The sequence below is a fragment of the uncultured Sphingomonas sp. genome, assembly GCF_964237155.1.
Classification (GTDB): domain Bacteria; phylum Pseudomonadota; class Alphaproteobacteria; order Sphingomonadales; family Sphingomonadaceae; genus Sphingomonas.
In genome coordinates this window covers 1-22,980 of the sequence record NZ_CAXSHH010000041.1, presented here as the reverse complement: position 1 = coordinate 22,980, position 22,980 = coordinate 1, and the positions used below count along the sequence as shown (strand labels likewise).

The 22,980-nt window shown below is 67.9% G+C and carries 20 protein-coding genes and 1 pseudogene; 9 read left to right on the top strand and 12 right to left on the bottom strand.

All coding sequences use genetic code 11. The features are described from left to right. Positions 1-51: 51 nt before the first annotated feature. Entirely contained in the window at positions 52-240 is a 189-nt protein-coding gene (locus ACFE71_RS10105; protein WP_375428664.1) for a hypothetical protein, read from the bottom strand. Between the two features lie 393 nt (positions 241-633). Here ACFE71_RS10105 and acnA point away from each other — a divergent pair, with 393 nt between their 5' ends. Continuing rightward, positions 634-3,318: an aconitate hydratase AcnA gene (acnA, locus tag ACFE71_RS10100; RefSeq protein WP_375428663.1), complete on the top strand. Its 2,685-nt coding sequence runs from the start codon at positions 634-636 to the stop codon at positions 3,316-3,318. A gap of 111 nt (positions 3,319-3,429) precedes the next feature. On the opposite strand, the gene ACFE71_RS10095 is transcribed toward acnA, so the two are convergent. The 4 genes from ACFE71_RS10095 to ACFE71_RS10080 form a co-directional block, all read right to left on the bottom strand. Then, a complete protein-coding gene (locus tag ACFE71_RS10095) occupies positions 3,430-3,849 on the bottom strand; it encodes a GNAT family acetyltransferase (protein WP_375428662.1) in 420 nt (139 codons plus the stop codon). Then, complete coding sequence (locus tag ACFE71_RS10090) at positions 3,846-5,249, bottom strand: amino acid permease (RefSeq protein ID WP_375428661.1); 1,404 nt, start codon at positions 5,247-5,249, stop codon at positions 3,846-3,848. Before ACFE71_RS10090 ends, ACFE71_RS10095 begins: the two co-directional genes overlap by 4 nt. Before the next feature lie 63 nt (positions 5,250-5,312). Continuing rightward, entirely contained in the window at positions 5,313-5,750 is a 438-nt protein-coding gene (locus tag ACFE71_RS10085) for a CoA-binding protein (protein WP_375428660.1), read from the bottom strand. A gap of 47 nt (positions 5,751-5,797) precedes the next feature. Continuing rightward, positions 5,798-6,748 carry an Mrp/NBP35 family ATP-binding protein gene (locus tag ACFE71_RS10080; RefSeq protein WP_375428659.1) on the bottom strand — a complete coding sequence of 317 codons (951 nt, stop codon included), beginning with the start codon at positions 6,746-6,748 and terminating at the stop codon, positions 5,798-5,800. 71 nt (positions 6,749-6,819) lie between these two features. Here ACFE71_RS10080 and hflK point away from each other — a divergent pair, with 71 nt between their 5' ends. From hflK to ACFE71_RS10060, 4 genes are all read left to right on the top strand, one after another. Further along, the gene (hflK, locus tag ACFE71_RS10075) at positions 6,820-7,950 is read left to right on the top strand and encodes a protease modulator HflK (protein WP_375428658.1); all 1,131 of its coding nucleotides are present in this window, start codon (positions 6,820-6,822) and stop codon (positions 7,948-7,950) included. Continuing rightward, entirely contained in the window at positions 7,947-8,810 is an 864-nt protein-coding gene (gene hflC / locus ACFE71_RS10070) for a protease modulator HflC (RefSeq protein ID WP_375428657.1), read from the top strand. Before hflK ends, hflC begins: the two co-directional genes overlap by 4 nt. Positions 8,811-8,940: 130 nt before the next feature. After that, positions 8,941-10,494 (top strand): Do family serine endopeptidase, encoded by a 1,554-nt coding sequence (locus ACFE71_RS10065; protein WP_375428656.1) that lies wholly within the window; start codon positions 8,941-8,943, stop codon positions 10,492-10,494. An 85-nt stretch (positions 10,495-10,579) separates the two neighbouring features. Then, the gene (locus tag ACFE71_RS10060; protein ID WP_375428655.1) at positions 10,580-10,966 is read left to right on the top strand and encodes a hypothetical protein; all 387 of its coding nucleotides are present in this window, start codon (positions 10,580-10,582) and stop codon (positions 10,964-10,966) included. A gap of 5 nt (positions 10,967-10,971) precedes the next feature. Here the strand turns inward: ACFE71_RS10060 and ACFE71_RS10055 are convergent, their stop codons facing one another. The 6 genes from ACFE71_RS10055 to queF form a co-directional block, all read right to left on the bottom strand. Further along, entirely contained in the window at positions 10,972-12,261 is a 1,290-nt protein-coding gene (locus ACFE71_RS10055) for a homoserine dehydrogenase (protein WP_375428654.1), read from the bottom strand. A 115-nt stretch (positions 12,262-12,376) separates the two neighbouring features. Beyond that, on the bottom strand, positions 12,377-12,976 hold the full coding sequence (locus ACFE71_RS10050) for a DUF1989 domain-containing protein (protein ID WP_375428653.1): 600 nt from the start codon (positions 12,974-12,976) through the stop codon (positions 12,377-12,379). Further along, entirely contained in the window at positions 12,973-13,692 is a 720-nt protein-coding gene (gene gntA, locus ACFE71_RS10045) for a guanitoxin biosynthesis heme-dependent pre-guanitoxin N-hydroxylase GntA (protein ID WP_375428652.1), read from the bottom strand. Before gntA ends, ACFE71_RS10050 begins: the two co-directional genes overlap by 4 nt. 129 nt (positions 13,693-13,821) lie before the next feature. Further along, on the bottom strand, positions 13,822-15,105 hold the full coding sequence (locus ACFE71_RS10040; protein WP_375428651.1) for a glycoside hydrolase family 130 protein: 1,284 nt from the start codon (positions 15,103-15,105) through the stop codon (positions 13,822-13,824). Between the two features lie 36 nt (positions 15,106-15,141). Beyond that, positions 15,142-17,409, bottom strand: coding sequence for a glycosyltransferase (locus ACFE71_RS10035; protein WP_375428650.1), 2,268 nt, complete (start codon positions 17,407-17,409; stop codon positions 15,142-15,144). Positions 17,410-17,527: 118 nt separating this feature from the next. After that, complete coding sequence (gene queF / locus ACFE71_RS10030) at positions 17,528-17,974, bottom strand: preQ(1) synthase (RefSeq protein WP_375428649.1); 447 nt, start codon at positions 17,972-17,974, stop codon at positions 17,528-17,530. 21 nt (positions 17,975-17,995) lie between these two features. On the opposite strand from queF, the gene ACFE71_RS10025 reads away from it, so the two are divergent. From ACFE71_RS10025 to ACFE71_RS10010, 4 genes are all read left to right on the top strand, one after another. Next, entirely contained in the window at positions 17,996-19,558 is a 1,563-nt protein-coding gene (locus ACFE71_RS10025; RefSeq protein ID WP_375428648.1) for a cryptochrome/photolyase family protein, read from the top strand. A gap of 28 nt (positions 19,559-19,586) precedes the next feature. After that, positions 19,587-20,426, top strand: a complete 840-nt coding sequence (gene sseA, locus ACFE71_RS10020; RefSeq protein ID WP_375428647.1) for a 3-mercaptopyruvate sulfurtransferase — start codon at positions 19,587-19,589, stop codon at positions 20,424-20,426. A gap of 132 nt (positions 20,427-20,558) precedes the next feature. Continuing rightward, a complete protein-coding gene (gene metC / locus ACFE71_RS10015) occupies positions 20,559-21,773 on the top strand; it encodes a cystathionine beta-lyase (RefSeq protein WP_375428646.1) in 1,215 nt (404 codons plus the stop codon). A 149-nt stretch (positions 21,774-21,922) separates the two neighbouring features. Next, on the top strand, positions 21,923-22,816 hold the full coding sequence (locus ACFE71_RS10010; RefSeq protein ID WP_375428645.1) for a TorF family putative porin: 894 nt from the start codon (positions 21,923-21,925) through the stop codon (positions 22,814-22,816). A gap of 45 nt (positions 22,817-22,861) precedes the next feature. Here the strand turns inward: ACFE71_RS10010 and ACFE71_RS10005 are convergent. Beyond that, a pseudogene (locus ACFE71_RS10005) lies at positions 22,862-22,980 on the bottom strand (DUF3035 domain-containing protein); the annotation flags it as partial.

The window sequence follows — 22,980 nt, the reverse complement described above, 5'->3', positions numbered from 1 at the left end:
GCTCGTCCAGATCGCCGGCTTCGACGAGAACTACCTCCACCGCCGCATGCGTCAGCCGAACTGGGCGACGCCGGATGCCATGGTCGGCGATTCCGGCGCCATGATCGAAAGGGCTCGTTCGTAAACGGCCGCGAAGTCGGAATGTATTTTCGCGACTTCCGGACTGGCGGCCCGCGCGGCCAGCTCGCGCGACGTGATGATGCGCTTCGAGTAATATTCGCGGTCGTCGAGCAGGCACATGATGCGATCCCGTCAGGAAAGGGCGTTCTTGGGATGTCCAAGAACAAAACAAGCGCCGAGGTACGGGACCATCGATCCGGCCACTGGATCGATGGTCATTAGGATCAATAACTTAGGGCGGCGGGAAAGTTATTGATCAAGATTTCCATTTGCGGTCGTCCACAAGAATATTCACAGTGCCGCGCAACCATCCTCGCTTAGGAACGTGCCGCCCAGTAGCGAGCGAGGGTCCGGCGCGATCCCGTCGCGCTCCGCCCTTCCCCCGCTCCCCGCCGCTTGCTAAGGCCCAGGTCGTAAACGATTTGACGTGTCCGCGGTCCACGCCCGCGCGGGAGAAGCCGCTCCCGCCTCCCCGGGCGCACGGCCCCCGCCGATACTCCTTGAGGATCCCCAATGACCGCCATCGGCCAGGACAGCCTGAACGCCCGCCGCACCCTCGATGTCGGCGGCAAGACCTACGGCTATTACGCGCTCGCCGCCGCCGCCGATCGTTTCGGCGACGTGTCGCGCCTGCCCTTCTCGATGAAGGTGCTGCTCGAGAACATGCTCCGGTTCGAGGATGGGACCACCGTCACGCTCGACGACATCCAGGCGATCGTCGACTGGCAGCGCGACGCGCGTTCCGACCGCGAGATCCAGTACCGTCCCGCGCGCGTGCTGATGCAGGACTTCACCGGCGTCCCCTGCGTCGTCGACCTGGCCGCGATGCGCGACGCGATCACGAAACTCGGCGGCGACCCCGCCAAGATCAACCCGCAGGTCCCCGTTCACCTCGTCATCGACCACTCGGTCACCGTCGACGAGTTCGGCTCCCCGCGCGCCATGAACGACAACATGGAACTCGAATACAGCCGCAACATCGAACGCTACGAGTTCCTGAAATGGGGCGGCAAGGCGCTCGACAATTTCCAGGTCGTGCCGCCCGGCACCGGCATCTGCCATCAGGTCAACCTCGAATACATCGCCCAGGCCGTCTGGTCGTCGGAAGTTTCCGGTGAGAATGGGGACGGCACCACCATCGCCTATCCCGACACGCTCGTCGGCACCGACAGCCACACGACAATGGTCAACGGCCTGGGCGTGCTCGGCTGGGGCGTGGGCGGGATCGAGGCGGAGGCGGCGATGCTAGGCCAGCCTGTCTCGATGCTCATCCCCGAGGTCGTCGGCTTCAAGCTCACGGGCGCGCTCGGCGAAGGCATCACCGCCACCGACCTCGTCCTCACCGTCACCCAGATGCTCCGCGCCAAGGGCGTGGTCGGCCGCTTCGTCGAGTTCTACGGCCCCGGCCTCGACCACATGACGCTCGCCGACCGCGCGACGATCGCCAACATGGCCCCCGAATACGGCGCGACCTGCGGCTTCTTCCCCGTCGACGACAAGACGATCGACTATCTCCGCCTGACCGCCCGTCCGGCCGAGACGATCGCGCTGGTCGAGGCATATTCGAAGGCCAACGGCTTCTGGCGCGACGCGGGCACCCCCGATCCGATCTTCACCGACACGCTGGGTCTCGACATGGCCGAGGTCGTGGCCTCCCTCGCCGGGCCCAAGCGCCCGCAGGACCGCGTCTCGCTCAACAAGGTCGACGAGGTCTTCAACGGCGACCTCCACAAGGTCTATCAGAAGGACCGCGCCGCCCGCGTCGCCGTCAACGACCGCGACCACGATATCGGCGACGGCGACGTGGTGATCGCCGCGATCACCTCCTGCACCAACACCTCGAACCCCAGTGTCCTCGTCGCCGCCGGCCTCGTCGCCCGCAAGGCGCGCGCGCTGGGCCTGACGCCGAAGCCCTGGGTCAAGACCTCGCTCGCCCCCGGTTCGCAGGTCGTCACCGACTATTTGACCAAGGCCGGGCTCACGGCCGACCTCGACGCGATGGGCTTCAACCTCGTCGGTTACGGCTGCACCACCTGCATCGGCAATAGCGGCCCGCTCGCCGCACCTATCAGCCAGGCGATCAACGAGCACGACCTCGTCGCTGCCTCCGTCCTGTCGGGCAACCGCAATTTCGAGGGCCGCGTCTCCCCCGACGTGCGCGCCAACTTCCTGGCCAGCCCCCCGCTCGTCGTCGCCTACGCGCTCAAGGGCACCGTGACCGAGGACATGGTCACGACCCCCATCGGCCAGGGGACCGACGGCGCGGACGTGTACCTCAAGGACATCTGGCCCTCGAACGAGGAGGTCCGCACCGTCATGGACGCCAACATCGACGCGGGCATGTTCGGCGCGCGCTATGGCGACGTCTATCGCGGCGACGAGAAATGGCAGGGCGTCGACGTCACCGTCTCCGATACGTTCGGGTGGCGCGCGGGCAGCACCTATGTCGCCAATCCGCCATATTTCGACGGCATGACCATGACCCCCGCCCCCGTCGGCGACATCCGCGACGCCAAGCCGCTCGCGATTCTGGGCGACTCCATCACCACCGACCACATCAGCCCGGCCGGGAGCATCAAGGCGGACAGTCCCGCCGGGAATTACCTGCAAGAACATCAGGTTAGCCGCGCCGACTTCAACAGCTACGGCGCCCGCCGCGGCAATCACGACGTGATGATGCGCGGCACCTTCGCCAACATCCGCATCCGGAACGAAATGGTCCCCGGCGTCGAGGGCGGCATGTCCAGCTACAACGGCGAGCTCATGCCCATCTACGACGCCGCCATGCGCCACAAGGCCGACGGCACGCCGCTGGTCGTGATCGCCGGCAAGGAATACGGCACCGGCTCGTCCCGCGACTGGGCCGCCAAGGGGACGAACCTGCTCGGCGTCCGCGCCGTCATCGCCGAGTCGTTCGAGCGCATCCACCGCTCGAACCTCGTCGGCATGGGCGTCCTCCCCCTCCAGTTTGCCGCCGGCGTCGACCGCAAGACGCTGCGGCTCGACGGCACGGAGACCTTCACGATCGAGAACGTCACCGCCATCCGCCCCCGCCAGGACGTCACCATCCACCTGACCCGCGCCGACGACTCGGTGGAGCGGATCGAGACCCGCTGCCGCATCGACACCGTCAACGAGCTCGAATATTTCCTGAGCGGCGGCATCCTCCAATACGTCCTGCGAAAGCTGGCGGCGTAGGGACCCACTCCTACCTCTTCGCCACCCCGGACTTGATCCGGGGTCCCGCTTCGGTAGCCGAGGAGAAGCGGGATGCCGGGTCAAGCCCGGCATGACGGATAGGGGTGGTCTCTAGTTAGCGCTCACCATCAGCCGTTTCCCGAAAACGACCACAAGCTGCGGCTCATAACCCAACCGCTCATATAACCCTTGTACGGCTTGGTTCTCCGAACGGACCATAAGCTGGACCTTGGGCAATCCTTTTGCCGCCAGCCAACGCTCGGCCGCCTCGACGAGCGTGCGACCGATGCCTTGGCTCCGGTGCGCCGGATCGACCGAGAGATAATACAGCCATCCGCGATGGCCATCGAAGCCGATCATGACGCTTCCGACCAGCGCGCCGTCAGTCGGCGTGATCAGCACCGTTGAACCTGCTCCCCGAAGCGCGAGCCTGAAATCCGCATCCGGATCATTCCAAGGCCGGGTCAACCCGCATACTCGCCAAAGGGAGACCACCGCCGCGCTGTCGGCTTCTTGAGCCGTTCGTATCATCCCCGCCCCGCGACCGCGCGTGGCCGGGCGTAGAGGAAGTAGAAGGCCAGCCCGAGCAGGTTCCACAGCAGGAAATACAGCTGCGTCGAACTCGGCAAGCTCCAGAACAGATACAGGCACCCCCCGATCGCGAACGGCGCGACCGCCCAGGCCATCGGTGTCCGGAACGCTCGCGCCCCCGCCGGATCGCGCCGCCGCATCACCAGCACGCACGCCGCCACCGCGACGAACGCCGCCAGCGTCCCCGCATTGGCCAGCGCCGCGATCTCGCCCAGCGGCAGCAGCCCGGCGATCACCGCCACCACCGCCGCCGTCGCCAGCGTGATCCGGACGGGCGTCCCCCGCCGCGACACGGTCGCCAGCGATGGCGGGAGCAATCCGTCCCTCGCCATCGTGAAGAAGATGCGGCTCTGCCCGAACAGGAAGGCGAGGAGCACCGTCGGCAGCGCGATCACCGCCGATACCGCCAGGAACCGCGCCACCCCCGGCCGCCCGATCTCGCGCAGGATCAGCGCCAGCGGTTCGGCCGACCCGGCGAAGCGCGCGTAGGACAGCGCGCCGACGGCGGTCACCGCCACGAGCATGTAGATGGCGACGCAAGCGACCATCGACCCGACGATCCCGATCGCCAGGTCGCGCCCGGGATCCTTCGTCTCCTCTGCCGCAGTCGAGATCGCGTCGAAGCCGTAGAAGGCGAAGAAGATGATCGCCGCCGCCGCCATCACCCCGCGCTCGGCCCCGTCCGCGCCGACGCTCTTGGGGAACCCGTACGGCATGAAAGGTTTGAGGTTCGCGCCGTCGAAATAGGGCAGCGCCACGGCCACGAACACCGCGAGCGCGACGATCTTGATCCCCACCAATGCCGCGTTCAGCGTGGCCGACTCCTTGGTGCCCAGGCACAGTAGCCCCGCCACCACCGCGATGATCACGACCGCGGGCAGGTTGACGATGCCCCCCGCCCCCGGTCCGTTCGCCAGTGCCTCCGGAAAGCCGAACGCGGCGGCGAGCAGCGGCGAGGCGTATCCCGACCATCCCACCGCCACCGTCGACACAACGAGCGAATATTCGAGGATCAACGACCAGCCGATCACCCACGCGATCACCTCGCCCAGCACCACGTAGCTGTAGGTATAGACCGACCCCGAGGCCGGGATCATCGTCGCCATCTCGGCATAGCACAGCGCCGCGCACGCGCAGATCGCCCCCGCGATCGCGAAGGACAGGATCACCCCCGGCCCGGCCAGCCCCGCCCCAACCCCGATCAAGGTCAGGATGCCCGTCCCTACGATCGCCCCCACGCCCAGCGCGACCAAATGCGGCCACGACAACGTCCGCGCCAACCGCTCACCCTCCGGCCGGGCATCCAGATCGACGATCTTGCGACGAAACAGGGAGGACATGCGGTCGCGCGCTCCGGATGGTGGGTGGGAAGACGCCATCCTGCCAAGCCGAACGGCCCGGCGCTACCCCGCCCGCGCCACCGCCGCGACGCGCAGCCGCGGGATCTCGATCGCCGGGCAGCGGTCCATCACCACCTTCAGCCCCGCCCCCTCCGCCCGCGCGGCGGCGGCCTCGTCGATCACGTCCAGCTGCATCCACACCGCCTTGGCCCCGATCGCGATCGCTTGGTCCACCACCTCGCCCGCCGCGTCCGACCGACGGAAGATGTCGACGATGTCGATCGGATCGCCCAGTTGCGCCAGCTCGCGGAAGATGAATTCGCCGTGGATATGTTCGCCCGTGATCTGCGGATTGATCGGGATCACGCGGTAGCCATGCTCCTGAAGCGTCTTCATGACGCGGTAGCTCGGCCGGTCGGGCCGTTCCGACGCGCCAACCATCGCGATCGTCTTTGCGCCCTCTAGCAGCGCCTTGATGTCCTCGTCCCGAGTCAACGGCATGGTCGTCCTCCTGTCGGTAATGGAGAACGCCGCCGACGCCCCCCGGTTCAGTGCGCCCGCAACCACTCGGCCACCAACTGCGCGATCGGGCGGAACACGGTGTCCCCCTCCAGCGCGGCGGGCGGCTCCCCCGCGTCCGACGCTTCGCGGATCGAGATCGCCAGCGGCACCCGCCCGAGGAACGGGATCCCCAACCGCGCCGCCTCCGCCTCCGCTCCCCCGCGCCCGAACGGATCGGAAACCTCCCCGCACGCGGGGCATACGTATCCTGCCATGTTCTCTACCAGCCCGATGATCGGCACCCCCGCCGTCCGAAACAGGTCGATCGCGCGCGCCGCGTCGATCAGCGCCAGGTCCTGCGGCGTCGATACGATCACCGCGCCCGCAGGCTTGTGCTTCTGCACCATCGTCAGCTGTACGTCTCCCGTCCCCGGCGGCAGGTCGAGCAGAAGCAGGTCCGCCGCGCCCCAATCCGCATCGACTAGCTGCCCCAGCGCCCCCGCCGCCATCGGCCCGCGCCACGCCAGCGCGCGCCCGGGCTCGACAAGTTGCCCCATGGACAGCATCGGCACGCCGTAGGGCGTTGTCACCGGCAGCAACTGCTTGTCTCGCGCCTCCGGCCGCATGCCCTCTGCGCGCATCAGCCTGGGCTGCGAGGGGCCGTATATGTCCGCGTCGACCAGCCCGACACGCCGGCCGCTTCTCGCCAGCGCGATCGCCAGGTTGGCCGCTAGCGTTGACTTGCCGACGCCGCCCTTGCCGCTCGCCACCGCCAACAGCCGCCGCGTCGTGCGCTCGGCCGTGACCGCCACCCGCACCTCCGCGACGCCGGGCCCCGCCGCCGCCGCGCGCACCCGCGCCTCCAGCGCGTCGCGCTCGTCCGCCTCCAGACCGGTCGCGTCGATCACAACGCCGACCCGCGCGCCGTCGATCCGAACGCTCGCCCGGTCACCTGCGGCGGCCGCCACCGCCGCCCGAATTGCTACGGTGTCAATCATGGCCGACGACTTAGGACCGAAGCGGGCACGCGCCACTGTTTTTCGATCCCAAGCATCCTTATAAAGCTACCATGACGAGCATCCGGGGCTGGTTCGGCCGCCCGACCATATTGAATGCGAATCCTTGGGGCGGCGATGGCGGCTCGGGAGGCGGCGGCGGTACCCCCACGCCTCCCCGTAATCCTTGGGCGGTGCCTCCCGGCGGCCGAAAGGGCCCGCAAAAGCCGACCGCGCTCGACGACTTCCTGCGCAAGGCGCGCGGACAGGGCGGCGGCGGGGGCGGAGGTGGTCTGCCCGCAGGCTTTCCCAGCCCACCGCCGCGCACCGTATGGCTGATCGGCGGCGGCGTGATTCTGCTCTTATGGGTGCTGTTCACTTCCGTCCACAACATCGCACCGCAGCAGCGCGCGGTGGTGACCACCTTCGGTCAATATAGCGGCACGCTCGAGCCCGGCATACGCCTGACTGCGCCCGCGCCCTTCGCCAGCGTCGAGAAGGTAGACGTGACCGCTTTCCGCGAGGAGAACTTCCCCGATGGTGGCGGCGAGAATCTCGTCCTGACCGGCGACCAAAATCTGATCGACCTCGCCTATTCGATCCGCTGGAACATCGGCGATCCTGAAAGCTATATCTTCCAGCTCGCCGACCCGACCGCGACCGTCCGCGCCACCGCGGAGAGCGCGGTGCGGGAGGCGGTGGCAAATGTAACGCTAGATCAGGCGATCGGCCCTGGCCGCACGCTCGTCGAGCAGCAGGTCCGCGACCGGATGCAGCGCGTCCTCGACGAGTATAAGTCCGGCATCCGCATCCAGGGCGTCGCGGTCAAGCAGGCCGACCCGCCCGAGCGCGTCAACGAGGCGTTCAAGGACGTGACCGCCGCGCAGCAGGACGCCTCCACCGTCCTCAACCAGGCGCAGGCCTACGCCCAGCAGAAGCTCGCGCTCGCCCAGGGCGAGGCCGCGTCGTTCAACGCCTATTACGCGCAATACATCCTCGCGCCCGAAGTCACCCGCCGCCGTATGTATTACGAGACCATGGAGGCCGTGCTGGCCAAGACGGACAAGACGATCGTCGAGACTCCCGGCGGCGTCACGCCCTACCTCCCCCTCGATCGCGGCCGCCGCACCGCCGAGCCGCCCGTCGCCGCGCGTGAGGTGCTCAACGCTCCCACGGGCGCGACGCAGCCGGGAGCAGGCCAGTGAACCCCGCCCTGCTCCGCAACCCTGTCGTGCTCGGCGTCCTTGCGCTGCTCGCGGTCATCCTGGCGGCGGCGACCTTCGCCGTCGTGCCCGAGACCAAGCAGGCGGTCGTCCTCCGCCTCCAGGAGCCCGTCCGTACGATCAACGAATACCGGCCGGGCGAGCAGTTCGGTCGAACGGGCGCGGGGCTTATCGCGCGCATACCGTTCTTCGACCGGCTCGTTTGGGTCGACAAGCGTGTGCTGAATGTCGAGCAGGACGATCAGCAGGTTCTCTCATCCGACCAGCTCCGGCTACAGGTCGATGCGTTCGCGCGCTTCCGCGTCGTCGACCCGCTGCTGATGGTCAACACCGCGCGTTCCGAGTCCGGCGTCACCGACGCGCTCCGCCCGCTGCTGGGCAATGCCATCCGCAACGAGCTCGGCCGCCGGCCCTTCGCCGTCCTGCTCGGCGACGAGCGCGAGGGGGTGATGAACAACATCCAGCGCGAGCTCGACCGCGTCGCGCGTCAATATGGCGTCCAGATCGTCGATGTGCGCATCAAGCATGCCGACCTGCCGAGCGGGTCTCCGCTCGAATCGACGCTCCAGCGCATGCGCACCGCGCGCCAGCAACAAGCCGCGACCATCCGCGCGCAGGGGCAAAAGCAGGCGCAGATCGTCCGCGCCGAGGCCGACGCCAACGCCGCTCGCATCTATGCCGAGGCGTTCAACAAGGATGCGGGCGCCTACGACTTCTACCGGGCGATGCAGAGCTATCGTCGCACCTTCGGCGCGGATGGCGGGCCCGAGCCGGGCGGGTCGACCTCGGTGATCCTGTCCCCCAACAACGATTACCTCCGCAATTTTCAAGGCCGACGTTGAACGGCTACCGCCACTTGAAAGCGTGGACCCGCAGCCTGACATCTTCATTCACATTCAAACGGCGTTCAGCATCCATTCGCCAGTCCGGTAGTGCCCTGCTGGTTGTTTGATCGAGAGGATCGTTTCCACCGTGCGTTTTGCTTATGCCATCACCGGTGCCCTGCTCCTTGGCGGTGCCACCGCGACCATCGCGCTCAACCCTTCCTCGGCTCAGAACTATGCCGGGCAGACTGCGCAGAACGAGCCGGGGATGATCCAGTCGGCCGCGCCGCGCGGCGGCGCGCCGATGAGCTTCGCCGATATGGTCGCGCGGCTTCAGCCCGCGGTCGTCAACATCTCCACCAAACAGTCAATTCAAGTTACGCAGGCGGCCAACCCGTTCCAGGGTACGCCGTTCGCCGAGTTGTTCGGCCAGTTCGGCGGCCAAGGTCAGGGTGGCCAGCAAGGTGGCCCGCCCCAGCGTCGCCAGGGCGCGTCGCTCGGTTCGGGCTTTATCATCTCCGCCGACGGCTATGTCGTCACCAACAACCACGTGATCGCAGCCGGCGCACGGGGCGCCACCGTCGACTCGATCACCGTGACGCTCCCCGACCGCAAGGAATATACCGCGCGCGTCGTCGGCCGCGATCCCGATTCCGACTTGGCGCTGCTCAAGATCAACGCCACCGGCCTGCCTTTCGTGCGCTTCGGCGACTCGGCGCGCACGCGTGTCGGCGACTGGGTCGTCGCGATCGGCAATCCTTTCGGCCTCGGCGGCACCGTGACGGCGGGCATCGTCTCGGCGGTCCAGCGCGTCACGGAGGGCGGTGGGCGCGAGCGGTTCATTCAGACCGACGCCGCGATCAACCAGGGCAATTCGGGCGGCCCGATGTTCGACCTGAACGGCAACGTGATCGGCATCAATAGCCAGATCTTCTCGCAGTCGGGCGGCAACATCGGCATCGGCTTCGCCATCCCCGCCGAGGAGGCCAAGCCGATCATCGATACGCTGATGAAGGGTGCGTCGGTCCGCCGTGGCTATCTGGGTGTCGGCATCCAGACGATCGACGACGATCTCGCCTCTGCGCTCGGCCTGCCCAAGGATCACGGCGAGTTGATCAGCCGCATCGAGCCGGGCGAGGCCGCGCAGCGCGCGGGGCTCCGTGCGGGCGACGTCGTAACCCGCGTCAACGGGCGCGATGTCTCCCCCGACCAGACACTCAGCTACCTCGTCGCCGCCGCTCCTCCGGGCGCGGCCGTCCGCCTCGACGTGATCCGTGACGGCCGTCCGTTGACGATCAACGCCACCGCGGGCACCCGCCCGTCGGCTGAACAGATCGCCGCGCTTAATGGCGGTCCGGGTGCGGACGGCCTGCCCGAGGATACGGGCCCCGCCCAGCGTGTTCCCACAGCCAATCCGCTTGGCCTCAACGTCGTCCCACTCACGCCGCAGATTGCACGCTCGATCGGCATCGAACCCACGGTGACGGGCGTCGCGGTTGCGGGCGTCGATCCGTCGAGCGACGCCGCGCAAAAAGTACGGCGCGGCGACGTGATCGTATCGGTCAACCGCCAGCCGGTCCGCACCGCCGCCGAACTCAATGCCGCTGTTGCAGCCGCCCGCTCTGGTGGCCGTGAGCAGGTGCTGTTGTATATACAGCGTCAACGCGCCGGACAATTCACCGCCGTCCGCCTTCGCGGCTAACGCGGGCTCATCGGACAATGATTAGGCCGCCGCTCGCATCCCGGGTGGCGGCCTTTTTGGTGTTGGTAATATGCGGAGACGCTCCATGGTCCTGACCCTTCTCCTCCTCACGCAACAACCCCCGCCCGACCGCTTTTCGATTCTCGTCCCCACGCCGCCGCAGGATTGTCGCAAGCGCGATGCCGCCGGTGATGACGTCGTCGTTTGCGCGCCCTCCACCCAGCTCAGCCAGCGTCTACCTCTCCCGGATGAGGTAGTCCCGTCCGGCCCCGTCGCGTCCAACCCCCATCTCAGCGCCCGCACCGCTCTCGCCGCCGAGGTCGCGCCCTGCCCGGCGCGGCTGGGCGGCTGCCAGGTCGGCTTCGGCGCGCCGATCGCGTCGGCGATCGTCGGCGGGCTGGTCGGCTTGATCAAGGACGCGACCAGGACCAGACCCGACAAATCCAAACGCGTGCCGATCCCGCTCGACTGACCCGCTCAGTCCAGGATGTGCATCAGCATCGGCCGTCCGGCCACGCTCTGCGATCCGCGTAGCCGCTCCAGCGCCGCCGTTACGCACCGCTCCGGGCCTTCGTGGGTGACGATCGCGACCAACACGCTTCCGTCCGCCTGCACGCCGCGCTGGATCAGGCTTTCGATCGACACGCCCGCATCGCGCATCGCCGCCGCGATTTCGGCGAGCACGCCGACCCGGTCGGCGACCGTGAAGCGCAGATACGCCCGCCCGCGCCGGTCGCCGGGCTCGGCCCGGACGGCGGGCGTCAGCAGGTCCGACGGCATCGACAGCGGCGGGCCGACATTGCCGCGCGCGATGTCGATCAGGTCGGCCACCACCGCGCTCGCGGTCGGCCCCGCCCCGGCCCCCGCGCCCTGGAACAGCAATCGCCCGACGAAATCGCCCTCCGCCACCACCGCATTGGCCGCGCCCGTCACATGCGCCAGCGGGTGCGACACCGGCACCAGGCAGGGATGGACACGTTGGAACAGTCTCGCGGAGCTCGCCTCCGCCATCCCCAACAACCGCACCCGGTACCCCAGCGCCGCCGCCTCGGCGATATCGGCCCTCAGCACGTGCCGGATACCCTCCAGCGCCACGTCGTCGAACGCCGGCTCGGTCCCGAACGCCAGCGACGCCAGAATGGCCAGCTTGTGCCCCGCATCCACCCCGTCGATGTCGAAGCTGGGATCGGCCTCGGCGAACCCCATCGCCTGCGCCTCGGCCAACACCTCGTCGAAATCGCGCGCCTCGCTCTCCATCCGCGACAGGATGAAGTTGCAGGTACCGTTGAGCACGCCGTAGACCTGCGCGATCCGGTTCGCCGCCGCGCCCTCGCGCAAGCCCTTCACGACCGGCACCCCGCCCGCCACCGCAGCTTCGAACCGGAGCGGAACGCGCGCCGCTTCCGCCGCGCGCGCCAGCTCCAGCCCATGATGCGCCAGCATCGCCTTGTTCGCGGTCACCAGCCCCTTGCCGGCCGCGAACGCCCCGCGCGCCAGGGCGAGCGCCGGGCCGTCCGACCCGCCGATTAGCTCGACCACGACATCCACGTCGCCCCGCTCGCCAAGCGCGCGCGTATCGTCCTCCCAGGCGAAGCGCGCCAGATCGACCCCACGATCCTTATGCCGGTCGCGCGCAGACACCGCGCTCACGACGATCGCCCGTCCCGCCCGCCGCGCGATCAACTCGGCATTCGCATCGAGTAGGCGGATCACGCCGGCACCCACGGTCCCGAGCCCGGCCAGGGCGATGCGGAGCGGTTCGGTCAAAGGTTATCCCCCTTTCGTCATGCCGGACTTGGTCCAGCATCCATCGTTGTGCGTTTTCGGCAAACGGAGGGGATGCACAACGATGGACCCCGGAACAAGTCCGGGGTGACGTAGGCTAAGCGAGCGCCCGATCCACCCGGTAATGGATCGGCTTGAACGTCCCCCCGTTCGAGTCCGGCGCCGAACACGCGGTCAGCCCGACGATCAGGTCGCGCGCCGCCCGGAACACGATCCGGTCCCCTGCCTTCGAGATCGGCGGCAGCACCCGCAGGCGACCCGTCTCGCCGTCCACAGGCACGTTCATGAAACAGTTGAACGCGCTCGGGATCGCGTCCGGCTCGATCCCGTACGGCTGTAGCACCGCGACGAGGTTGCCGAAGCAGCCCCGATGTCGCGGCAGCTTGGGATAGAAATGGTCGAAGGTCGCGAACGAGCACGGCGTCAGCAAAAAGTCGTGCCGCCCGACCGTATCCTCCACGATCTCCAGCAACACGTTCGACCGGTTCGAATATAGCTTGTCGCCCGTCGTCAGATAGATGCGTTCGGCATAGTCGAACGTCCGTCCCGCCGAGATCGCCTCGCGTATGTCCGTCGCATCGAACGCCAGCAGGTCGGCGACCTGCTCGCCCCGAGGATCGATCACCATTAAAAGGTCCCCCGTCCGAAGCGTGAACGCCGTCCCGCTTCGTTCGGGTATCTCGACCGTTTCGCTCAATCGCCCATACCGGCGTCCGCGCCGGCATAACGGAACGGGCAGGCCCAATCGGACCCGACCGCGCGTCCGCTATATTGCCGCGCCTCGCTCGCCTCGCCGTGACGCTGGAGCATCGGGTTACGCGACCCGGCCAGCGCCTCGTCGCGCACCATGATCTTCTCGCGCATGCCCTCATATCGCCCTTGCGCGCGTAGGATCTCGAATTGGTCGTGCAGGTTGAACACCATGCATGGCCGCCCAAAACGCCGCGCCGGCCGACTGGCGTTCGGATGCAGGCCGACGATGAAGAACGCCTCGCCCCCAAAGCTCAAGGAGAAATGCGGGTTGGTCGGGTCCGGGCTGACGGTCCCGTCATAGGACTGGCCGCGCCACACGTCCTTGTCCGACAATGATTGGGCACGCCTCCACAAGGCCCGCTCGAACTCGGTCTCGCACAGGTCGTCCGGCCCCTCGAACACGACCGCGAAGCTGCGGAACAACGCCCGGTCGCGCCGATACGCGTCGGCGAGGCGCATCAAACCGTCATGAATGCGCAGATCGTCCCACGCGGAGTCGATCGAGTTGCACGCCAGCACCTCGAGCGTGCCCTTGGCGAGCGCCGCCTTGGCACCGACGCACGGGAACGCGGCCTCCGCCACATGTGTGTGGAGCAGCCGCTCCAGATCGTCCTGCGCCTCGTGGGCCCAGGGAAACATCGGTGTGACGGGATTCAGCATGGCCCAAGGAAACGGGTGTCCGGGAGAGGCGTTCCCTCGGTTCGCCTGAATCCCGAATGGATACAACACAGATCACAGCAGCGATTGACAGACCGCAAGACGCGCGCGACACCCGTCTTACCGCTGCCATCACATCGCCGCGAGCAGGTCCTTGATCGGCACGAACGCGAACCCGACCGACGAATCGGCGATGCCGTAGGGCATGAACAACGTCCCCCCCTGCCGGATCGCGCCGCACGAATAGACGACGTTGGGGACGTACCCCTCCCGGTCTTGGTCCTTCGCCGCAAGCAGCGGCTCCCGTGTCCGCCCGATCACCTTGGACGGATCGTTCTTGTCGAGCAAAGCCGCCCCGATCGAGTATTTGCGCATCGCGCCGACGCCGTGCGTCAGCAGCAGCCATCCCTCGTCCAGCTCGATCGGCGGTCCGCAATTGCCGATCTGGACGAGCTCCCACCCGAATTCGGGACGAAGGATCATCTCCCCGTCCTCCCAATGCGTCAGGTCGTCCGACTGGAGCAGGAACAGGTTCTCGCCGTCCGATCGGCCGATCATCATGTACTTGCCCGCGACCTTGCGCGGGAACAACGCCATGCCCTTGTTGCGCGCCGCCCCGCCCGTCATCGGCACCAAGTCGAACGCGCGGAAGTCGCGCGTCCGCATCAGTTCCGACTGGATCACCGATCCGTTATAGGCGGTGTAGGTGCCGATCCATTCAAGCTCGCCGTCGTCATGCGTGAACTGGACGATCCGCAGATCCTCCAGTCCCTTGGTCTGCGCCTGCGTGATCGGGAAGATGACGGTGCCCGACAGCGTCGAATCGCGGTGGCGATGCACAGTCACCGGCCCGCTAGGCAGCTCCTCGGCGTCGTGCGGGCCGTCCGTGTCGGTCGCGGTCGCGAAGGGCGGCTCGGGGGCGAGCAGCAGCTCGTTCTCGTCGGTGATGATCGCCTCGCGGAACGCCACCGACGAGATATGCCCCTCGCCGACCGCGCGGAGCGACATCAGGATGCGCATCGACCCGGCTTGCATTCCCGACTGGTCGAAATGCGGCACCGCGCTGGGGTTCATCAAAGCGGCGGCGGCGTAAGAGTATTCGTGGCAGAAATACGCCCCGATCAGCTGGCGCTTCCCGTCGCTGATCGCCGCGCCGTCGAGGTTCATCAAATCCTCGATCTCGTCGTACCGCGCCATGAACACGCGCCGGGTCTGCCAATGCCGCGCTTCAAAGTCTTTCAGCACGATCTCCAGCAGCTCGAGCGCTTGCGCCTCCGTCATGCCGAGCACCTCGCCCACCAGCCGTTCGGTGCGGCTCGGACCGTCGCTCACCTTCTTGGACGCGATGTGGAACGGACGGACCACGACCCGCGACGGGTCGGCATGCAGCCTCAGCCGGTGGTTGAACAACTCCATCGCTTGAACGCGCCCCTCCCGAAACCGTGCGATCGCTCAGGCGGCGGCGCGAGGCGCCTTTGCCACGTCTCCAAGGCCCATGGAAAGCGTCGAAATCGCGCAGTTGGCCAGTTGCAGCGCCAGGATCGATTCCGCGCCCTGGTTGCGGTTCAGGCCGGTCGGCATCAATCCGTCGAAACACCCGCCGTCGCCCGTCGAGGCGAGCGGCAGGTCGAGGTCGTTGACGCCCAGGAACCACCGATAGGCGCGCTCCGCCTCCGCCACCCAACGCCGGTCGCCCGTCGCGGCGAAGGCGGCGCGGCAGGCGTCGATCGTCGCCTGCGCCTCCAGGGGCTGCTGGTCGAACGGAAGCGGCTCGGCGTATATGCGCCCGAAACTCTCCGATCCTACCGCGCGGAACCGGCCTTCGGGGCTCGTCTGCTTGCCGATGATCCAATCGAGCGTGTCGGTCCCGCACGCGATCAGGTCGTCCCTCCCCAGGGCCATGCCGGCCCGGATCAGCGCCTGCGGCAGCCGGGCGTTGTCATAGGCCAGCACGATCTCGAACCAGCGCCATTCGGGCCGCCGCGCCTCTCCCAGCAGCGCCAGATGCGCGTCCGGGAAGCGCTGCAGGATCTCGAGCGCCAATCGGTGACCGGGGCACGCCTCCAGCATCGCCGCCGCGCCCAGCATCGCGAACGCCTGCGCGCGCGGGGAGCCGAGCTCGAATGACAGGCTGGCGGTCGTGTCGAACATCCACACCGCCCAGTCGCGGTGCTTGCCGAACCGCGCGTCGCGCGCGGTGACGCCGAGCGCCCATAGCGTACGACCGTTCGAGTCCTCCGACCCAACATCCTCGCACCAGCTGCGGTCGTACCGCATGAAGTTGCGGAAGCGCCGGACGTCCGGGTTCCAGGCGTACTGCACGAACGACGCGTAGATCGTCGTCCATTTGTCGCGCGCCGGATCGTCCAGCTCGGGCATCTGCGTCGTCAGGATCAGCGCGCGGGCGTTGTCGTCGATGCAATAACCGTGGCGGCGATCCGGAATCGAATAGATCGCGTGCTGGAGCATGCCCGTCGAATCGCTCATTCGCTCGACGGCCGAAAAGTCGGGGAGCAGCGGGCGCATCGACTTGGGTGCGGCGATCCGGCTCGGCCGCGCCGCGACCGCGTGCTCGACCTCGCGCATCGTCGCCTCGGCCAGCGCCGGCCAGATCATCGTCCGCCCGCGCGCATAAACGCGCGCCGACAACGCGTTCCGCTCGCGGTCATCGGTAAGCAGCCGGTCGATCTCGCACGCGAAACCGTCCGCGTCCTTGAAATCCACGAGGACGCCGTGCCCGTCCGCCAGGATCTCCGTGGCGTGGACATACGGGGTGGACACCACCGGCTTGCCAACGCCGACCGCGTAGGCGAGGGTTCCCGACGTGATCTGGGCGGGATTCAGATACGGCGTCACATAGACGTCGGCCGCCTGCAGCCGGTCCAGCAGCGTCTCATTGTCGACGAACCCGTCGACCAGGTCCAGATTGCGCTCGACGCCCAGCCTCGCCGCCTGTCCCTGCAGCCGCTCCCGATACGCCTCTCCCTCATGCGCGACGAGGTTGGGGTGCGTCGACCCGAGCACGACATAGAGCATGTCCGGGTGGCGCTCGACCAGCCGCGGCAACGCCTCGATCACCGTCTCGATGCCCTTGCCCGGCGACAGAAGGCCGAAGGTCAACACCACCTCGCGCCCCGCCCAACCGAAACGGCCCTTCAACGTCTCGGGATCGACCAGAGGGCGGTCGGGAACCCCGTGCGGGATCACCACCACCTGGCGCGCCGACGCGCTGTATACCCGCTCCAATATCTCGCGCCCGCGCTCGGCCATCACGATCACGCGCGCCGAGCGTCGGAGCAACGCCTCCATCACGCGTCGCTGATCATGGTCGGGCGTCTCGAGCACCGTGTGCAGCGTCACCACCACGGGCAGCGTGGTCCGATCGAGCAACCCCAGCAGGTACTCGCCCGCCGACCCGCCGTAGATGCCGAACTCGTGCTGGACCAGGATCGCTGAGGCGCCCGACGCCTCGATCGCGCGCGCCGCCTCGGCATAGGCGAGCGGGTCGTTTTCCGAGATCGATGCGGTGACGGCGGCGGGATAGTCGTAGCGGCCGGGATGGTCGTCCATCGCATACACGTCGATCGCGAGATCAGGGTAGCGTTCTTTCAACGCGACATGGACATCGGTGGTGAAGGTGGCGAGCCCGCACTTGCGCGGCAGGTAATTGCCAATCAACGCGACCCGTTCGACCTTTGCGACATCCGTCGACTTACCCATGCCCCTACCTCTATGATGCATGTCGCGCATATAGCTCGACCGTGCCGTTCACTATAACATGGATCGCGTCGAAAAGTTTCACGATCTCGCCGCGACGCAGCATGAATTCACGGCAACCTCAGCCGCGCCCTCGGTAGGCCGCGACACCCTGATCGGGCAGCCATAGATCGACAGGCGGCGCGCCTGATTGCCAGAACACGTCGATCGGGATCCCGCCGCGCGGATACCAGTAACCGCCTATTCGCAGCCACCCGGGCTTCATCTCGGTCCACAGCCGCTCGCCGATCCCGACGGTGCAGTCCTCGTGAAAAGCGGCGTGATCGCGGAAGGAGCCCAGGAACAGCTTGAGCGACTTCGACTCGACGATCGTCTCGCCGGGAGCATAGTCGATCACCAGATGCGCGAAATCGGGTTGCCCCGTCACCGGGCACAGCGATGTGAACTCGGGCACGGCGAACCGCACCAGATAGGTGCGGCCCGGCCGCGGGTTGGGCACGTAATCGAGCACCGCCTCCGCCGGGGAACGGGGCAGCGAACTGGTCTGGCCGAGGTGCAACGGGGTCATCACCGTCCTATATAGCTTTCGATGCCGACCCCGCCAGCTTGCGACGTTTTGGTTCCCGTCCTGGGCGACCAGCTCTCGCCCGACCTCTCCTCGCTTCACGGCCGCGATCGGGCCACGACGGTCATCCTGATGATGGAGGTCGTCGACGAGACGACCTATGTCCGCCACCACCGCCGTAAGATCGCTTTCATCCTGTCGGCGATGCGTCATCATGCCGAGGCCCTGCGCGCCGATGGGTGGATCGTCGACTATGTCGAGCTGGACGACCCCGACAGTACCGGCTCCTTCACCGGCGAGGTCGCGCGCTCCGTCGCCCGCCACGCCCCCGCGCGCATCGCCGTGACCGAGCCCGGCGAGTGGCGCGTCCGGGGGATGATGGACGCATGGGAGACCATGTTCGGCATCCCCGTCGCGATCCATACCGACGACCGCTTCATCGCCAGCCATGCCGATTTCGATGCCTGGGCGGAGGGGCGCAAGCAGCTCGTGATGGAGTTCTTCTACCGCGACATGCGCCGCCGCACCGGCCTGCTGATGAACGGCCGCGAGCCCGAGGGCGACCGCTGGAACTTCGACAAGGAGAACCGCAAGCCCGCCACCGCCGACCTGTTCATGCCACGCCCGTTATCGTTCGCGCCCGACGCGATCACGCAAGGCGTGCTCGATCTCGTCGCCGCCCGCTTCCCGGATCATCCCGGCGGCCTCGACGGTTTCGACTACGCCGTCACCGCCGACCAGGCGCGCGCGCAGGCCGACACCTTCTTCGCGAACGCCATGCCCAAGTTCGGCGATTACGAGGACGCGATGCTGACCGGCCAGCGCCACCTCTGGCATTCTATCCTGTCGCCCTACCTGAACGCCGGCCTGCTCAACCCGCTCGACCTGTGCCGCCGCGCCGAGGCCGAATACCGCGCCGGCCGCGCCCCTCTCAACTCGGTCGAGGGTTACATCCGCCAGATCATCGGCTGGCGCGAATACATGCGCGGCATCTACTGGCGTGAAGGGCCCGACTACGTCCACCGCAACTTCTTCGAGAATACGCGCAAGCTCCCCGCCTTCTACTGGACGGGGGAGACCGACATGCATTGCATGAAGGAGGCGCTGGACCAGACGCTCGAGACCGCGCACGCCCATCACATCCAGCGGCTGATGGTGACGGGCAATTACGCGCTGCTGATCGGCGCGGACCCGTTCGATGTCCATCTATGGTACCTCGAGATCTATATCGACGCGTACGAATGGGTGTCGCTCCCCAACACGCTGGGCATGAGCCAGTTCGGCGACGGCGGCCTGCTCGGCTCCAAGCCCTACGCCGGGTCCGGCAAGTATATCGACCGCATGTCCGATTATTGCGGCCGCTGCCGCTACGACGTGTTCAGGCGCACCGGCGAGGGCGCGTGCCCGTTCAATTCGCTTTATTGGGACTTCCTGGCCAGGAACGAGGACAAGCTGCGCGGCAACCGCCGCCTGTCGATGCAATACCGCACCTGGGACAAGATGGCCCCCGCCGAACGCGCCGCGACCCGCGCGCAAGCCGCAAGCCACCTCGCCTCCCTCGACGAAGCGGGCGCGCCCGTTTACTGACCACCGCCACCGAACAAGGGAGCATGACATGGACGCGTTGGTTTCGACCGAATGGCTGGCCGGCGAGCTGGGGGCGAGCGACCTGCGCGTCGTCGATGCCAGCTACTTCCTCCCCGAACACAGCCGCCGGCCCGCGGCCGAATACGAGGCCGCGCACATCCCCGGTGCGGTGTTCATGGATCTGGCCGAACTCGCCGACACCTCGAGCGACCTGCCGATGATGCTCCCGCGCGCCGAAAAGTTCGCCAGCCGCATGCAGTCGCTGGGCCTGGGCGACGGCAGCCGCATCGTCCTGTACGACGACTCGCCCCTCCACACCTCGGCGCGGGCGTGGTTCATGCTCCGCACCTTCGGCGCGCATGATGTGGCGATCCTCGATGGCGGTCTGGCGAAATGGCGCGCCGAGGGCCGCGAGACGGCCAGCGGCAAGGAGCACCTCCGCCATCGTCACTTCACCGTCTGGGCCGACGACAAGGGCGTCCGCACCCTCGACCAGATGAAGGCCAACGTCGACAGCGGGACCGAGCAGGTCCTCGACGCCCGCTCCGCCGCGCGCTTCACCGGCGAGGAGCCCGACCCGCGCCCCGCCACCAGCGCCGGCCACATCCCCGGCTCCCGCAACCTCCCCGTCGGCGAGCTGTTCGAGGCCGACGGCACGTGGAAGCGGGGCGACGCGCTCCGCTCCGCGTTCGAGGGCGCGGGCATCGACCTCGCCAAGCCGCTCGTCACCAGCTGCGGCTCGGGCATCACCGCCTCGGTCCTGGCGTTCGGCGCGCATCTGCTCGGCAACGAGGCGGCGGTCTATGACGGCTCCTGGTCCGAATGGGGAGCCGATCGGAGCACGCCCAAGGCCATGGGCGCGGCGTGAAGCGTTAGGCACCTGCCTCGCGCGCTCCCTTCCGTTCGTCCTGAGCTTGTCGAAGGATCGTTTTTTCTTTGGCCGTCAGCAGCGAGAAGAACGACCCTTCGACAAGCTCAGGGCGAACGGTAGAGGGAGGCGATGTCCGATCATTCAGACGACGACCCCCCACCCGGCCGTCCGATCGCCGACGCCACCCGCGTCGTCACCGCCGGGCGGCGGCCCGAATGGACGGGCGGGATCGTCAACCCGCCCGTCTGGCGCGCTTCCACGATCCTTTATGACACGGTCGCCGACCTCCGTGCCGGGCTCGCGGGCGACAGCCACCACCGCCTGTTCTACGGCCGTCGCGGCACGCCGACGCAATGGTCGCTCGCCGACGCGCTGACCGAGCTGGAGCCGGGCGCGGCCGGCACCTTCCTCTACCCATCGGGCGTCGCCGCCGTCGCAGCCGCGCTGCTTGCCGTCCTTTCGCCCGGCGACGAGTTGCTCCTCGTCGACTCCGCCTACGACCCTACCCGCGCGATGGCCGACGGGCTGCTCAAGCGGATGGGTATCGCCACCCGCTATTACGACCCGCTGATCGGCGGCGGGATTGCCGAGCTGATCGGCGAGCGCACCCGCGCGGTGTTCCTCGAGTCGCCCGGCTCCCTCACCCTCGAGATCCAGGACGTCCCCGCCATCACTGCCGCCGCCCGCGTGCGCGGCTGCGTCACGCTGCTCGACAATACCTGGGCCACGCCCCTCAACTTTCGCGCGATCGAGCACGGCGTCGACCTAGCGATCCTGGCCTGCACCAAATACGTCGTCGGCCATTCGGACGCGATGCTCGGCAGCGTCACCGCCACCCCCGAACTCTGGCCCTGCTTGCTGAGCACCAGCCGCCAGCTCGGCCAGGTGGCGAGCCCCGACGATTGCTGGCTCGCCAGCCGAGGGCTGCGGACGATGGCGATCCGGTTGAAACAGCACGAGACCTCCGCGCTCCGCATCGCGCGGTGGCTCGCCGCCCGGCCCCAGGTCGCCGAGGTGCTCCACCCCGCGCTCCCGGACCACCCCGGCCACGATCTATGGCGTCGCGACTTCACCGGCGCGTCCGGCCTATTCTCGTTCACGCTGAACGGCGGCACCGACGCGGCCCGAACCGCGCTCATCGACGACCTCCGGCTGTTCGGCATCGGTTACAGCTGGGGCGGCTTCGAAAGCCTCGCCCTCCCCGTCGACCCCCACCGCCACCGCATCGTCGCCAAGCGCCCCCAGGCCGGCCCGATGGTCCGCCTCCAGATCGGGCTGGAGGACCCGGACGACCTCATCGCCGACCTCGACGCCGGCCTCGCACGATTTGCCGCCACGACCTGACCCGGCGCACGAACGGGGTTGTGCACCGCGACTACCCCTGTCACATCTCCCCCGTCGCACGATCCGGCGCGCGGGGGTCCACACTCCACAGACGCGCCTACCGAGCACAACGCAGGCGGGGACCTCGCTTCCTTTTCGAAAGGGCTACGATGCGTCTCGTCACCACCGCCGCCGGCCTCGCGCTGGCCTTCCTGTCCGTACCCGTCGCCGCGCAGGACGCCGCCGTGCCGCCCGGGGCCACTCCCTCGCCGCCCGCCGACACCGACCCGCCCGCCGCGCTCACCGTGACGGGGTCGGTCGCGCTCGTCTCCGACTACCGGTTTCGCGGCGTATCGCAGTCGGACGAGCAGCTCGCCGTTCAGGGCGGCGTCACGCTCAACCACCAGAGCGGCCTGTATGGCGGCTTCTGGGCATCGAACCTGGCCGGCTGGGGCACCTTCGGCGGCGCCAACATGGAACTCGACCTCCTCGCCGGATACAAGTTCAAGCCGACCGAGGCCGCGACGGTCGATGTGGGCGTGACCTGGTACATGTATCCGGGCGGCTTCGACAACACCGACTTCCTCGAACCGTACGCCAAGCTGTCGGGCACCGCCGGCCCGCTCTCGTTGACAGCGGGCGTCGCCTACGCCCCCAAGCAGCAGGCGTTGGGCAACTATTACTTCAACGGCACGTCCGCCGCGAACGGCGTCTATGACGACGAGGGCGACACGAACGACAACCTGTATCTCTGGGGCGACGCAGCCGTCGGCGCGCCGGGCCTGCCGCTCACCTTGAAGGGGCATATCGGCTATTCGGACGGCAACCGGGGCCTGGGGCCGTTCGCCACCAGCGTCGCGCCGACCGGCAAATATTGGGACTGGCTGGTGGGCGCGGATTTCGTGATCCCCGGCACGCCGCTGACGCTCGGCGCCGCGTATGTCGACACCGACATTTCCTGGCGGCAGGCCGCCTACCTCCAGCCCAGCTTCTCGAAAGGCCAGGACGGCACCGGCCAGATCGCCGACGCCACCGTGGTGTTCAGTCTCACGGCCGCGTTCTGAACTTCCCGGTCCTCCCCGAACGGGTTCGGGGAGGATCGAAGAAGGTCATCTGGGCGAAGGAGTTGCCGCCGGAGCCGGCGTCCCGCCCGCCGCCGCGCGCGCGTCCTGCCCGTCGCCCTCGGGCGCGGCCACGATGTCGCGCGTCGTCGATCCCTTGTCGACCA